Source organism: Streptomyces sp. NPDC002144, from assembly GCF_053593695.1.
Window position 1 is genome coordinate 1 of record NZ_JBSFDB010000105.1, and the last position, 13,597, is coordinate 13,597.

Consider the following 13,597-nt stretch of genomic DNA (forward strand, 5'->3'; position numbering starts at 1 on the left):
GAAACAAGACGCCGCATGCCTCCCTCATTCCGAGCTAGACCATGCCAGACCAGCAGAAATCAAGCGATGATGTTCGGTTGAGATACGGCTTCTCAAGAACCCACGCCATCCCACTCTTGTCGACAAGGCCCTGAGTGTGGGGGACGACGTTGAAGTCAACGCTGTGGCGTTCAGTCCTGACGGGCACATCGTGGCAGTAGCGGGCAGCAGCGGAGCCCAACTGTGGAACCTCACCGGCCTGGCTGACACCAGCGGCCTCTTTCCTCTCGGCAAGCCACTGGGTCATCACTCGGACGCCGGAGTCTCCCTGCTCTTCAGCTCCGACGGCCGGCACCTGATGACCACGGGCAGCACCCTTCGTATCTGGCGCCTCCCCCCGACCGTACTGACAGACTGCTTCGAGGTCTCCTCGGCGGCGTTCAGCCCCGACGCACAGACACTGGCCACATCCTGTACCGGGGGGACAGTGCAACTGTGGGACACCACCGACCCCACCAGCCCCACCCCCGTCGGCCGCCGCCTTCGCGGCACAGTCGCCGGGTTCGCGCCCCGCCACCACATCCTGGCCATCGCCGCGCACGACCCCGCCAACGCAGCCGACGGAACCCTCCGGCTATGGGACACCACCGACCCGGCTCACCCCACCCCCCTCGGACACGCCCTCACCACTCCGGACGACTACACCGTCGGATCAATGGCCTTCAGCCCCGACGGACGCACTCTGGCGACGGAGGAAGACGGCTCAGACACCCGCGTATGGCTGTGGGACATCTCCGACGCCTCCCACCCCAAACGCCTCCCCCACAACCTCGCCGCCTCAGACGACTACAGCGACTACCACCTGGTATTCAGCCCCACCGGACACATGCTCGCCGTCACGGCAAGTGGCGACACAGGCGAGCGCGCCTGGCTGTGGGACACCTCCACCCCCGCCACCCCGAAACGCCTCGGCCGCCCCCTCAAAGGCATGGTCGCCACTTTCACCCGCCGCGGCCATTTGCTGGCCACCGCCTCCACCTCAGGGACCATCCAACTGTGGAACACCAGCCATCCCGCCCACCCAACACCCCTGGCCACCTTCACCACCCACGGAATTCGCCTAACCACAGCAGCATTTGACGCAGACGGCCACACCCTGACCATCGGCAGCGAGGACGGCGCCGTCCGGCTCTGGGACACCACCACACCCACTCACCCAAAGCCGCTGGGAAACCCTCTGACCGGCCACACCGACAGCATCACCTCACTGGCGATCACGCAAGGCCAACCCAACCTCCTCGCCACGGCCGGCCTGGACGGCACCGTGCGACTCTGGGACTTCGACCCTCAACACGCCGCCCGACGCATCTGCTCCATCACCCGACACACCCTCACCCGCGCCTTGTGGCGACAGTACATAGGAGGCCTCCCCTACCGACCGCCATGCTGAGTCCCTCGAAGGGAGTGTCATGAATCAGGCTCTGGCCCGTAGCCAGTGGTTACGTTGCGTAGCCATCCGTGATCATGATCCTGTGTGATGGATATCAACTCCCTTATGGCTGGTATGCGGCGGGCTCAGTCCACGTCGAGGACGGCCTTGCCGCGCAGGCTCCGGTCCGCGAGCGCCTGCACCGCGTCGCCGATCTTGTCCCACGGTCCGCGCCAGCCCACCGGGACCCTCAGTTTCCCGGCGGCGACCAGGGCGAGCAGTCGCCCCAACTGGGCCTGCCGGTCGGTGAGTCCACCGCCGTTGTAGACGGACACGATCGCCTTGGGCTGCTTGCTGCCCAAGGTGGACCCGACCGGCAGCGCGGCCTCACGCCCGGCCGCCCAGCCGACGCTCTGCAGACTGCCGCCGGGCGCCAGCAAACCGTAGGCGGCAACGAACTGCTCCCCGCCCACGGTGTCGATCACCACGTCGACGGGTTCCGTCACCCGGTCCACCGCGCCCACCGCCTCGTCGGCGCCGAGCTGTGCGACCCACCGCCGTCCGTCCTCGGACCCGGCCACCCCGATCACGTACGCCCCGCCGAGCGCCGCGAGCTGCACCGCGAACCCGCCCACACCACCGGTCGCGCCGGTTACCAGCACTCGGCGCCCGAGCAGCGGCCCGGCCTGTTCCAGGGCGCGCAGCGCGGTGCCCGCCGCGACCGGCAGGGTGGCCGACTCACCGAAGTCGACGCCGTCCGGCACGACGGCGACGTCGACGGCGTCCATAGCCCGCAGCGCACCGAAACCACCGCCCTCGGCGAAGCCCACGACGCGCGTGCCCACGGCGGGCCCGCTGCCGTCGGCCGCAGCGCGCACCACGACGCCTGCCGCGTCGAACCCGATCACCTCGCCGGGCGCCGCCTGCTGCGCGAACCACAGTTCGGCCGCGTTCAGCGAGGTGTGCCGGACCTCCACCAGGACCTGGCCGGGGCCGGTCCGGGGATCCGGGGCCTCGCCCAGCCGCAGCCGTCCGCTCGCTTCGGGATCCACGATCAACGCACGCATGGGACTGTCCTCCCTGGTCGTATGGTCGTCCTGGTTTGGCCCACCGCCCCCGCAACCGTGATCCATCCGGAGTTCTTCCTTCCTCCGTGGAACAAGGGCGACGGGTTCGCAGGACAAGTGCTGCTGGAATAAGGAACTCCTCCTCTCCCAGCAGGAGTTGACGGCCGTCCGCGGCCAGCGCCGGGTCCTGCAGAACCACGACGGCCAGACCGGCACGGAGACGCTCCTGGACCGCCTGCGCCAGACCCCGGACAACGCCACGTTCCTCCACCGCATCCAGCCGACGCTGCCGAGTGGGCAGGAGCGGTGACCGGAGCTCGGGCCTCCGCAGACAATCGGATCCAGCCCTCCGTAAATTCACCTCAAAGGGGTAAGCGGGACTGCTGTCATCACAAGTCGCCTCAACCCTGCACCCCCGTACCAATGGATCACGTGTGCGCCCCCATATGCTTCCGGTGCCCCCGGCAGGCCACCGTTTCGGAAATTTTCATTATGGAGATAATGCCTACGGGGACGGCGTGACCTCCTCGCAAGCGCTGAGGCGCCTTCCTGCCGCGGAGTAATGATTCACTTCGTTGTTCGGTGGGGAGGCACGATGGTCAATGGACCACGCCTGCGACATGCCTTCATCGCCATAGCGGTGGCCCTGGCTTCCTGCTTGGGCGCGGTGGCGCTGACCATGCTCCTGGTTCGCATACCGGCATTGCAGACCAGCGGCAGCGGAAACGCCGGCCAGGCGTTCGGCGCGGCGGCCGCTTTCGCCTCGTTCTTCGTTCTCTTCTATGCGGTACGCACGTTCCGCCAGCAGATCGAGGAATTTCACATGCGGCGGACAGAAATGTCCGACCAGCAGGAATTCATGCGCAACCAGCGCGCCGACGCCAGAGAGGCGCACAACCGGAGGCACCACAGCTCAGCGGAGGCCACGCTCCGCGGACAGCTCATCGCTCTCATGACCATGGCCATCGAGAACCCCGCGCTGGCGGAGGTCTGGCCCAGTTACGGACCCGGGATCTCCGACGAGCGCAGGGCCCAGTACCTGTACGCGAACCTGATCATCAGCTGGCAGTATCTGGCGCACACGCTCAATTCCATCACGGACGATGAGGTGCTCGAAGTGATGCGTTATCTCTTCAGCAGCCCCATCATCCATGAATTCTGGTGCCAAACGAGGGCCGCGCGAAGTCAGATCACTCCCTACGGCGGGACCCTCCCCAAGTTCTACGAACTCGCGGACCTTGCCTTTGATCGGCGCATCAGGCTGGACTCAGACTTGCCAGCCGGCTGAGTTGAGCACGGCCCGCGGGACAATGACGAGACGCTCTCCCGGCCCGACACCCGCGCCGGCCGGAAGTTCCTGGCGAAGGTCATCGGTCACGTCCTGGCCGATGAAGGCAACGTCTCCCGTGGAAAGCGAGAAAACTCCAGGGCAATTGGCGTTCGCGTTGCACTGGTATCCCGAACCCGCTTCCGAGTCCATGCGTCGCGTGATGTGCACGTCGTTCAAGGTGGGCCCTTCTCACACCATGAGCCCCGCCGTTGCGGCGGGGCTCATCCAGCATTGACTTCTCCCCCGGCTGAAGCCGGGAGATTCTTCCCTCGCGGGTTGAGCTTTCTGCTTCTCCGACAGCAGCTGCCCCGAACTAACGGCAAGGGACGTTGGTACGCCCAGCAGTCTTACGCCAGCTCCACAGACCTGACATCCCGCCAGCCCGGCGGTAGGCCCGGCCAGCTTGGTTATCGCCAGCCGGACGGCATACAAACTACCACTCTCCTGCGGGTGGTTGGCCATGAACGCCGATCCGCCCTGGCGGCGCATCGGCTTTCCCTGCCCTGCTCCGCAGGAGTCCGTTTCCTCCCCCGCCTGAAGGCGGGGGTATCCACGGAGGAATCCAGATGAGCGGAGCATAGCCCTCTCCGGACGCGCGCGCGCCGATTCGCTTCAAGTCCTCAAGTCCCTTACTGCATACGGGTGTACGAAGGCGCGCGCCCGGCCCTGATACACCCCGGCGCAAACTTGCCTGGTCGGGTCTCATGGTCGGGCGGGCCGTGCGAGAACCCACCGTCGTGGGATCTTCGCCTGCCGTGGTGAGGGGATCGCGACCCTCGCGGGAGTGCAGTCGGCAGATGGGCGGGCGGTAGCCGGTGAGACGGCTCCATAGGAGGCGTGGATGATCGCGGCGGGTGCGAGCATCGCCATGCACAGCAGGAGGACTCCCGCCGTGGTGGCCCTGGGCCGTGCGGGAAGCAGCGGACAGCGCTCTGCGGTGTTCCCGCGACGGTTCCATGCCACGTCCGCCCGTTCCCGCCGGAGCCGTACGGCATCGTCGTTGGGTGTAGTTCCTCTTGGGGGGGTGCGTCCATCGGTGCCGGTGCCGGCACCGCGGAACCTGACTGCCGCCATCAAGACCACGCGTCGGCACTCAACGACCGCCTGGCCGTTGCATCACTCACGCCGTGGGCGCCTACGCCTACGCCGCGCTTGCCCTGGTCTCCCTGCCCGCCCCGGCGCTGGGGGGCTGATTTCGCTGCTGTGAGCCCGGTTCACCCTGGAGGGCCTTCCAGCGGGTCGGGGCGCGCGATCTATGGTCTCGTTCAACTATGCCCAAGATCTCCAAACTCACCGCATCCCGGGTCCAGGAGTTCGGTCCGGTGACCGACCGGCGCGAGGACATGGACGGTTACACGGTCGAGTTCGTATCTTTCTCCGCGGACGCCGACCTCGATGGCCCGCTCAAAGCCCTGCCTGGGAGTCAGTGCCCCTGCCCGCACTGGGGCTACGTCTTTGCCGGACACGTGCGCTTCGTCTTCGACGACCACGAGGAGGTGTACGAAACCGGTGATGCGTTCTACACCCCGCCTGGTCACCGGCCCTACGTCGATGCCGGCACCGAACTCTTGCAATTCAGCCCGACCGAACAGCTCGCCGAACTTGAGCAAGCCATCGCGGAGTGGATGAGCCAACAGCAAGGCGGCTGAGAAATCGGTGCGGGCGACCACCACGGTTGAACGCCGAATCCTGGACCATCAAGCGGGAGGAGTTGTCGGGGTACGGACACTCGTGGTCCCTGCCCTAGGCCCACCTAGCCCCGTACTTCGCGGGTTGCCGTTTCAGGTCTGTGGCCAGCGGGTTCTTGTGACTTCGATGCCGAGGAGTTCGAGGATGTGGAGTTGAACGCCACGGGTGATCTGGGCGGTGGGCGGGTCGGTCACGTTACCGATCCGCAGCGTCAGTTCGCCGAGGTGCTAGAGGAGCATCCGGCCGGTGGGCCGGACCCGGCGATTGTCCGGGTAGAGGCCGATCATCGCCTGCTCGCGGCCCAGTGCACGCCTCACCTGGCGCTCGATCAGGCAGCACATGGCATGAGCGCAGGCCCGGCCCGAGGCGCGCCGTCACGCTTGCTCTCGTGACACCTCTGCCAATCCCATAGATTGAGCTGGTTCGCCCGTGCGGGGCCAGCCCGTTCCGCCGGGCGTTGCAGCCGGCCCATCGGCAGGACGGCCCGGGCGCGGCCTGGGCGGGCAATCGGTCAGGGCCTCTGGTTCGGCGGCCGTGTGCCCCCACACGGCGAACACCTCGTCGCCGAAAGGATCGAGCGGAAGGTTGGCGAGGACGACCACGGCCACGGCGGCGTCGCGCTCCATGCATACTGCACGCATGGCTGAAAGGCGCCTCTTTCTGATCCGGGCTGGAGTATCTCCGGGAGCTGTCGAGAAGGTGCGGGGGTTTATAGGCGGATGATGACGAGAGCGATGTCGTCGGAGACGCCCCCGGTGACGTCGAGCCGGGTCAGCAGTGCGTCGGCCAGCTGGTCAGGGTCGAGGGTTCGGTCTTGGGCCAGGGATGTGGTCAGGCGTTCGAGGCCGGTGTCGATGTCCTCGTCGCGGCGTTCGATAAGGCCGTCGGTGTACAGCACGAGGGTGTCTCCCGGCCGGTAAGGGAGGCCGGCCTGGGGGCGGGGGACGTGGTGCTCGCGCGTGCCGAGTGGTGGGTCGGTGGCCTGGTCCAGAAGGTCGCAGGTTCCGTCGGTGTGGAGCAGGATCGGCGGTGGGTGTCCGGCGTTGCTGTAGATGATCAGTCTGCTGCGGGTGTCAATGAGCACCTTGACCGCGGTGGCGGCCATGGCGCCGTCCACGGACCGGGCGTAGAGGCCGAGGACTTCCAGGGCCTGGGCGGGGCTGGGGATGGCGCGGATGACGGCGCTCAGGGCGCTGCGGAGCATGCCCATGGTCGCTGCGGCGTGCACACCGTGGCCGACGACGTCTCCGACCGCCACGGCGTAGCGGTCGGGTGGCAGGTCGACGACGTCGTACCAGTCGCCGCACACGTTGAGTGACGCGGTCGCGGGCAGGTAGCGCACGGCGATGTTGGTGTGCCGGTCCAGGTCGGGGACGGAGAGCATGGCTTCCTGCAGGGTGATGGCGAGGTGCTGTTCGCGGGCGTGGGCCTGGCGCAGTTCCTGGTTCAGCCGGTGCAGCTCGCGGGCACGCGCGTACAGGTCGGCTGCCATGCCCTCCGTTCGTTCGGGCGACTCCTTCCTGTCCTGACGTGCCCGGGGTGAGTGGACGAAGGCCGTGACGTCCGTTATCTGTTGGATGATCCACTTCACCGTGCCGTCAGGTCCGCAAAGGGGAGTGTGGATCACGGACCACCATCGTTCCTCGAACCCGTCCTGCTGATCGGGGGCGGGAAGGTCGTACCGCTGGAGCACCGCGGTTTCCGGCTTCCCGGTGTCCAGAAGCCGGTGCAGAGAGGCTTTCAGGTTTTGTTCCGCGTCGTCGTGGAAGCCTGGATTTTCCGGCAGGGCGTCGAAGAAGTACTTCCCGATCAGCTCGTCCTCGGCCAGGCGTGCAGTCCGCAGGCAGGCCGGGTTGACGTAGCGGATCACCAGGTCCGCATCGAGCACCAGGTACGGGCTTGGTGTGGCGTCGAAGAACGCCGTGAAATCGATGTCCGCTGTCATCACGCGCTCCCCGCGGCCGAGCGCGACTCCTGGACTTCCAATCTACGGGCGATTCAGGCCTTTGGCTCGTTCGTTCGCCTTCAGCGCGTCCAGGCCGATGATCACGCGCATCGTGGTGGACTTGCCGGCTCCGTTGAGACCGAGGAAACCGCTGACCTGGCCTGGCTTCACACTGAAGCTCAGCCGGTTCACCGCGGTCTTGTCCCCATATCGTTTGGTCAACTCTCGTACTCAATCATGGGTTGATCCCGATCCGCTCCCGCCGCTCCGGCCGGTCCGGAGCGCGTGCCTCAAAGCTAGGTACGGAACAGGCCGCATCCCTGGGACCAGGGGGGACACTTCGGCATCCCAGTGGTACCTCGGTACCACTGGAGCGACATCCTCCCTGGCCTGACCAGCCCGCTGAACAGGCCCGCTTCCGTCGCCGAGCGGTAGACAAAATGCGCCGCTGCGTCCACTGGATACGGGGCGCAGGAAACGCCGCCCCGTGGGCGCACGGTCGTGAGACAGGGCATTGACCCCGGCGTCCGGAGATTGAGGTCGGTGCGTCAGCGTGTGGAACGGTGGCAGGCTCGGACTCGGGTCGTCAGAAGGCGTACGGGCCGAAGCGGCCCCAGGCAATCAGGGCCAGCAGGGCTATGTAGACGACGTTCACGGCGGCGAGTTGGGTCTCGGACCGGCGCAGGTGGACCACCGAACCGCCGCCTGCGAGCGCTATCCCGCCAAGCGCCGCCCAGGGGACCAGCGTCGGGGCGATGTCCGTGGCGCCCGGGAGCACCAGGCCGAAGCCCACCAGGGCATCCAGGGCGCCGATCGCCTTCACGCTCAGGTCGGAGAACTGCTCGACCCATCCGAAGGTGGCCGCGAGTGCGGTCCTGTTCCGGAAGATCTTCATGGCGCCCACGGTGAGGAAGGCGGCGGCGAGAAGGGACTGGACAACCCACAACAGGATGTTCACTGAGCACTCCGGAGGCATGCGAGGGAAAGAGATATCCAAATTTGGACGTCCGGAGGCTAGCATGATGTTACAGATTTAAACCATAGGGCCGCTCTCGACGGTCTGGCCGGCCTGAGCGGCCATGCGGCGCAGCCACATGTGGGCCGGTTCCCGCTCATGGAGGGGATGCCACCACAGGGACTCCACCAAGTGCCCGATCTCGAAAGCGGGTTGAACGACGGTGATCGGTTGCCCGGAGAGGGTCGGGATCGCGACCCGTTCGGGCATCAGGCCGATCCGGTCGGTCCCCGCGACCAGGTGGGGAATGGCCAGGAAGTTCTCCGTGACGATCTCCGCGTGCGGTTCGATGCCCTCGGCGTGCAGGCGGTTCAGGGGGGAGAAGACCGGAGACGGGTGACGGTAGGGCAACACCCAAGGGCGCTGCGCCAGTTCCTCCCGCCCGAGGACGGCCGGGGCGCGGTCTGCGGACACCACGCACACCCAACGGTCCTTGTACAGGTCGAAGGTGGGGATGTTCGACAGGATGCCCTGGGGCAGGACAAGGACGTCCACCGTGCGCAGGTTGTCCAGCGCCTGCTGCACGACCCGTTCGGTGCTGTGCTGGAACCGCAACCGCACGTTCGGCGCGGCGGTGCGGACCAGGTCAGCCAAAGCCCGCCCGAACGTGGGCAGTTGGCAGTCGGCCATGATCACGGTGAACTCGTGCCGGGCCTGCGCGGGCGCGAAGTCGGGGCGCGTCTGCAGGACCCGGTCCGCCCAGCTCAGGGCCTGCTCGGTGTGTTCCACCAGTCTTTCCGCCAGGGGGGTCAGCTCGTAGCTGTTGCCCACCCTGACGAGGAGTTCGTCGCCGTAGTGCCGACGCAGCCGGGCCAGGGCCGCGCTCAGCGAGGGCTGGCTCAGACCGAGCCGTTGTGCGGCCCGCGTCACACTGCGCTCCTGGAGGAGCGCGTCCAGCGGCGGCAGCAGGTTGAGGTCCAGAGTCACGGCACCCACCTCGAATGATCATCAGCTCTGTCTATGTCGAGCATAGGTGATTTCGGCTTCCCTGATCCCGGGGTGGACGCAACAGTGGTGACACGGCTCGGCGGGACCTCGTGTCAGACGAACCGCCACCACCCCACACGTTCGGCTTCTCGGGCCTGCACCGATCGATGCAGGTGCTCCGAGCCCATCAAGGAGGCGACAATGCCGTCGTTCCATGTCCTGATCGCCGGCGGAGGCATCGGAGGACTCTGTCTGGCGCAGGGTCTTCGCCGCGCGGGCATCAGCTGCACCGTCCACGAGAGCACGCCGGGCATCGGGCGGGCCGGCTACCGCCTCCACATGAACGGCGCGGGTGGCCGCGCACTCCAGCAGTGCCTGCCCGACAACCTCTTCGAGCTGTACATGCAGACCTCGCGCGAGACGCCGCGCCGTGAGGTCATGGTCATGCTCGACCACCACGCCAGCGAACTCGGCGCCCGCCCCCACATCGGCCCGCCCAACGACCCGCGGCGGCCCCACACAGCAGTCAACCGGCGCACGCTGCGCCAGATCATGAGCCTGGGCCTGGAGACCATCGTCCGCTACAACAGCACCGTCACCGGCTTCGACACGGACGGCGAGAAGGTGCGGGTGCTGCTCGACGACGGCACGAGCGAGACCGGGGACGTACTCGTGGGCGCCGACGGCATCAACTCCGTCGTACGCAGGCAGTTGCTGCCCGACGTTGCGGTCGTGGACACCGGCATGCGCGGCCTGTACTCCACCGCACCGCTGACCGACGATCTGGCAGCGAGCCTGCCCGAGGCACTGTTCGACGGTTTCGCCGTCGCCGCGGGACCGAACGGCGCGATGTTCGCCTACGGCGTCTACCGGCCTCGCAGGCCGGTCGCCGAGGCGGTGGCCGAACTGGCGCCCGCCGCCCCCATAGATCCCGTCGACCCCTACATCATGGTCAACCTCGGCCTTCCGCCCGGCAGCCCGGTCGCCGCCGGGGCTCCCGACCTGTGGCACAGCTCCCCCGAAACCCTGCACGCGCTGATGCGCACCGCGGTTCGGGGCTGGAATCCCGCCCTGGCCGATCTCGTCGAGCACGTCGACGCGTCGACGATCTTCCCGGTGTCCACGCGGCACCTACAACCGGCAGACCCCTGGCCGGCCGGCCGTGTCACCCTGCTCGGTGACGCGATCCACGCCATGCCGCCCTCGTTCGGCTCCGGCGCCAACACGGCACTGCGCGACGCCGCGGCTCTCGCCCGGGCCCTGGAGCGCGCCGCCCACTGCGACACACCCGTGGCGGAGGCCGTGGCCGAGTACGAGACCGAAATGCGCGCCGAGGTCTTCCCCATCCTGCGCGCCTCGGCCGACCCGCGGGCCGCCGACATCGACTTCCTGCCCGACGACCTCCCCGTCAGCCACACCTGATCGCCGCCTCCCCCACACGAGCCGCACCACGAGGAGCACCATGACCATCACCGAAGACATCGAGTTCCGCGTGTCGGAACTGACCCTGCGAGGCAAACTGTTCCGCCCGGCCGACGGCCCCGAACGCCCGCCCGTCGCCATCCTCCAAGGCGGCCTGGGCGGTCCCGCGGAATCCATGTTCGCCATGGCCCGGGGCTTCACCGACGCCGGCCTGGCCTGCCTGATCTACGACCACCGCAACACCGGCTACAGCGACGGCGAACCCCGTCAGCAGTTCGATCCCTGGCAGCAGTGCCGGGACCTGCGCGACGTCATCACCCATCTGACCCTGCGCGACGACATCGACCCCGACCGCATCGCCCTGTGGGGCATCAGCATCGGTGGCGCCAACTCCCTCTTCACGGCCGCCACCGACCGCCGGGTCAAAGCCGTCGTCAGCATCATCCCCCCGGTCAGCGGCTGGAGCGCACGCACACTCCAACCAGCCGACACACTCACGGAACTGGAAGCGCTCATCCCCGCCGACCGCCAGGCCCAGCTGCGCGGCAAACCGGCCGCGAGCATCCGCCTGCACGGCGTCCCGGAACCCGGGGACCCGGTCATGTTCAGCGACCAGGAGGGTCTGGAATTCGTCGAGAACATGATCCACCAGCTGCCCAGCTTCCGGAACGAGATCACCATCTCCACCCTCGACCGCATCTTCGAGATGGAGGTGCGCGCCTACGCCGAACGCGTCACCGCCCCGGTCCTGATGATCCTCGCCTCCAAGGACACCGTCGCCCCCGTCGAAGACGCCCGCGAGATGTACGAGCGGATCCCCGATCCGAAGGAGGTCATCGAATACCCCGGCCAGCACTACGAGATCCTCTCGCACCACTTCCCCGAGATCATCACCCGCAGCGCCCACTGGCTGGCCGCCACCCTGAGCGGCTGACCGCCCCTACCATCCGCTCCCGTCCGGTCCGCCGGAGCCCGCGTGGCCCGGCGGACCGCCCCCCATCCCGAACACAAAGAGGTGTCGTTGATACGCCTGCTCGGACATGCCTGCGGGCAGGAGGACGGCAGTGCCGAGGTACTGCTGAAGGCCACGCTCACCGCGGCCGCGCGCGAGGGGACAGCCGTCGAGATGGTACGGCTGACCGACCTGCCCCTGGCCGCCACCGCGGACGCCGGGGACGACGCGGCCTGGTTCTGCGACCGGCTGCTCGACGCGGACGGCGTGATCCTCAGCTCCCCCACTTATACCCGCAGCGCACCGGGCGCGTTGAAGCTCCTCATCGACCGCGCCCTCGGTCCCCGCACGGACGTGGTCCTCGTCCGTGCGGCCCTCGCCCACCGCGAACACGGCCGGGCCGAGCAGAAGGAGACGCACAGCCTCCTGGGCCTCGACACGACCCCCGACCCGCGGGTCCTCAAGCCGCGCGTGGCCGGCTTCATCGCCGCAGGCGGCTGCCCGTCACCCCACTGGCGCACGCTGACCCTGCCCACTCTGCACGCCCTGGCCTTCCCACCGTGGCGGCTGCCGTCGCCGCGATCACGGCGTTGTTCCGCGCCATCGCGTCCAGCACCGGACTCCACAGCATGCGGTTGATGCCTGCGCGAATCCCGTCACCACTGCGGCCCGGGAGGGGGCGAGAGCTGCGTACTCGCGCACCGGCGACACTGCGCTCTTCGGTAGACCCCGGACGTTAGGAACAGTTGGTCTGTCTCAGAGCTTGTGCCGTCTCGGTTGAGACAGCGGTGTCGGGGTGTTGCACCGGCTGGACGACTGAGTGATCTGTCTCAGAGAGAGTTGAGCAGCTTCGTGCCGCTCCCGGGTGTCGTCAATCCACTGCCTCAGTCGTGGCCAGGCGGCGATCAGGGCTTCGTGGGCGATGTCGACCCTGTCCTCGTCCAGCGTGACCAGGCGGGCCCGGGCCAGACGGTCCAATACGGTCGTGGTGTCGGCCGGGTCGCCGAAATCGAACTCTTCGCGCCGGGCGGGCCGACGGGTGTCAGGAGCACCTTCCCCGGGGGTGATCAGTCGCAGCAGAATGCGCCGGGCGAGGAAGGCCTGGGCCGGGGTGGACGTCTTCGGCGGTACGCGCGATCGCGCCGTGGATGCCGCCGGCCGCGTCGTAGGCGGCTTCGGTGAGGGCGCGCCCTTTGCGCCTGTGCCAGGTCTCCAGCAGGGCGTGGGAGAGCAGCGGCAGTGCGCCGGGCTCGCCATCGTTCTCGTCCAGGATGCGCGCGGTCAGCGCGCGCTCCGCGATGGCGCCCGCCGTCTGCGCGGGTTTGATGACGGCCTCACGCACCTCGTCGCGGCTCATCGGGCCCACCAGCACGGTGGCATCCTGCAACGCGGCCCGCAGCGAGGCGTGTTCGGCGCAGCGGCCGAGGAAGTCGGCGCGTACGGCGATCACCACGCGCAACCGGCTCCCCGGTTCCGTCGCGGCCAGCAGGCGGTCGATGAACTGCTCACGTTCCGGCCGGTCGGTGCAGAGTGTGAAGAGCTCTTCGAACTGGTCGACGATCAACCATGTGTCGCCGTCGGCGTCCGCCGGGGTCAGATACTCTGCGTGCGTACGCAGAGGCTGATCGCCGGGAGCGAGGATCCGTAGCGCGGCCGGCAGGGGACCGTCGTGGTCCGAGTCGCGGAGGCGAGCGATGAGTCCGGCGCGCAGGAGTGAGGACTTACCGGGTTTCTTGCAGAAGGCCCCGGCGTTCACGCCGGGGATGAATGGATCTCAAGGCTGCTCTGACGTGCACGTTAGAGCGGACGTTTTTGCTGCTCGATGTACTGGCGGACGATCGC

General features: G+C 67.8%; 12 protein-coding genes and 3 pseudogenes. 8 read left to right on the forward strand and 7 right to left on the reverse strand.

The genetic code is table 11. The features are described 5' to 3' along the window. Positions 1-163 precede the first annotated feature (163 nt). Positions 164-1,429: a WD40 repeat domain-containing protein gene (locus ACWCQ1_RS50355; RefSeq protein WP_451029908.1), complete on the forward strand. Its 1,266-nt coding sequence runs from the start codon at positions 164-166 to the stop codon at positions 1,427-1,429. A gap of 125 nt (positions 1,430-1,554) precedes the next feature. On the opposite strand, the gene ACWCQ1_RS50360 is transcribed toward ACWCQ1_RS50355, so the two are convergent. Further along, positions 1,555-2,475, reverse strand: a complete 921-nt coding sequence (locus ACWCQ1_RS50360; RefSeq protein WP_133049213.1) for a zinc-binding dehydrogenase — start codon at positions 2,473-2,475, stop codon at positions 1,555-1,557. Positions 2,476-2,605: 130 nt separating this feature from the next. Here ACWCQ1_RS50360 and ACWCQ1_RS50365 point away from each other — a divergent pair. After that, positions 2,606-2,785 (forward strand): annotated as a pseudogene (locus ACWCQ1_RS50365) (transcription termination factor Rho); the annotation flags it as partial. Between the two features lie 285 nt (positions 2,786-3,070). After that, a complete protein-coding gene (locus tag ACWCQ1_RS50370) occupies positions 3,071-3,763 on the forward strand; it encodes a DUF6082 family protein (RefSeq protein ID WP_451029909.1) in 693 nt (230 codons plus the stop codon). On the opposite strand, the gene ACWCQ1_RS50375 is transcribed toward ACWCQ1_RS50370, so the two are convergent. Beyond that, a complete protein-coding gene (locus tag ACWCQ1_RS50375) occupies positions 3,743-3,982 on the reverse strand; it encodes a hypothetical protein (protein WP_207930022.1) in 240 nt (79 codons plus the stop codon). The genes ACWCQ1_RS50370 and ACWCQ1_RS50375 overlap by 21 nt on opposite strands. Positions 3,983-5,076: 1,094 nt before the next feature. Here ACWCQ1_RS50375 and ACWCQ1_RS50380 point away from each other — a divergent pair. Further along, a complete protein-coding gene (locus ACWCQ1_RS50380; RefSeq protein WP_133049215.1) occupies positions 5,077-5,454 on the forward strand; it encodes a cupin domain-containing protein in 378 nt (125 codons plus the stop codon). 186 nt (positions 5,455-5,640) lie between these two features. Continuing rightward, complete coding sequence (locus ACWCQ1_RS50385) at positions 5,641-5,886, forward strand: hypothetical protein (protein WP_451029910.1); 246 nt, start codon at positions 5,641-5,643, stop codon at positions 5,884-5,886. Positions 5,887-6,203: 317 nt separating this feature from the next. Here the strand turns inward: ACWCQ1_RS50385 and ACWCQ1_RS50390 are convergent, their stop codons facing one another. The 4 genes and pseudogenes from ACWCQ1_RS50390 to ACWCQ1_RS50405 all read right to left on the reverse strand — a co-directional run bounded on the left by ACWCQ1_RS50390 (position 6,204) and on the right by ACWCQ1_RS50405 (position 9,381). Then, a complete protein-coding gene (locus ACWCQ1_RS50390) occupies positions 6,204-7,439 on the reverse strand; it encodes a SpoIIE family protein phosphatase (protein WP_451029911.1) in 1,236 nt (411 codons plus the stop codon). Between the two features lie 84 nt (positions 7,440-7,523). After that, positions 7,524-7,661: pseudogene (locus ACWCQ1_RS50395) on the reverse strand (ATP-binding cassette domain-containing protein); the annotation flags it as partial. 364 nt (positions 7,662-8,025) lie between these two features. Next, entirely contained in the window at positions 8,026-8,397 is a 372-nt protein-coding gene (locus tag ACWCQ1_RS50400) for a DoxX family protein (RefSeq protein ID WP_133049217.1), read from the reverse strand. Positions 8,398-8,472: 75 nt separating this feature from the next. After that, positions 8,473-9,381: a LysR family transcriptional regulator gene (locus tag ACWCQ1_RS50405; protein WP_451029912.1), complete on the reverse strand. Its 909-nt coding sequence runs from the start codon at positions 9,379-9,381 to the stop codon at positions 8,473-8,475. A 201-nt stretch (positions 9,382-9,582) separates the two neighbouring features. On the opposite strand from ACWCQ1_RS50405, the gene ACWCQ1_RS50410 reads away from it, so the two are divergent. The 3 genes from ACWCQ1_RS50410 to ACWCQ1_RS50420 all read left to right on the forward strand — a co-directional run bounded on the left by ACWCQ1_RS50410 (position 9,583) and on the right by ACWCQ1_RS50420 (position 12,394). Further along, a complete protein-coding gene (locus ACWCQ1_RS50410; protein ID WP_451029913.1) occupies positions 9,583-10,803 on the forward strand; it encodes an FAD-dependent oxidoreductase in 1,221 nt (406 codons plus the stop codon). 40 nt (positions 10,804-10,843) lie between these two features. Next, the gene (locus ACWCQ1_RS50415; RefSeq protein WP_451029914.1) at positions 10,844-11,737 is read left to right on the forward strand and encodes an alpha/beta hydrolase; all 894 of its coding nucleotides are present in this window, start codon (positions 10,844-10,846) and stop codon (positions 11,735-11,737) included. A gap of 81 nt (positions 11,738-11,818) precedes the next feature. Continuing rightward, positions 11,819-12,394 (forward strand): NAD(P)H-dependent oxidoreductase, encoded by a 576-nt coding sequence (locus ACWCQ1_RS50420; protein ID WP_451029915.1) that lies wholly within the window; start codon positions 11,819-11,821, stop codon positions 12,392-12,394. A 207-nt stretch (positions 12,395-12,601) separates the two neighbouring features. Here ACWCQ1_RS50420 and ACWCQ1_RS50425 read toward each other — a convergent pair. Beyond that, positions 12,602-13,481: pseudogene (locus ACWCQ1_RS50425) on the reverse strand (nSTAND1 domain-containing NTPase); the annotation flags it as partial. Between the last annotated feature and the right edge of the window lie 116 nt (positions 13,482-13,597).

Excerpts from the sequence above, each read along its gene's own strand:
- ACWCQ1_RS50360 (WP_133049213.1), bottom strand. The coding sequence starts at position 2,475 with ATGCGTGCGTTGATCGTGGATCCCGAAGCGAGCGGACGGCTGCGGCTG.
- ACWCQ1_RS50370 (WP_451029909.1), top strand. The coding sequence starts at position 3,071 with ATGGTCAATGGACCACGCCTGCGACATGCCTTCATCGCCATAGCGGTG.
- ACWCQ1_RS50380 (WP_133049215.1), top strand. The coding sequence starts at position 5,077 with ATGCCCAAGATCTCCAAACTCACCGCATCCCGGGTCCAGGAGTTCGGT.
- ACWCQ1_RS50390 (WP_451029911.1), bottom strand. The coding sequence starts at position 7,439 with ATGACAGCGGACATCGATTTCACGGCGTTCTTCGACGCCACACCAAGC.
- ACWCQ1_RS50410 (WP_451029913.1), top strand. The coding sequence starts at position 9,583 with ATGCCGTCGTTCCATGTCCTGATCGCCGGCGGAGGCATCGGAGGACTC.
- ACWCQ1_RS50415 (WP_451029914.1), top strand. The coding sequence starts at position 10,844 with ATGACCATCACCGAAGACATCGAGTTCCGCGTGTCGGAACTGACCCTG.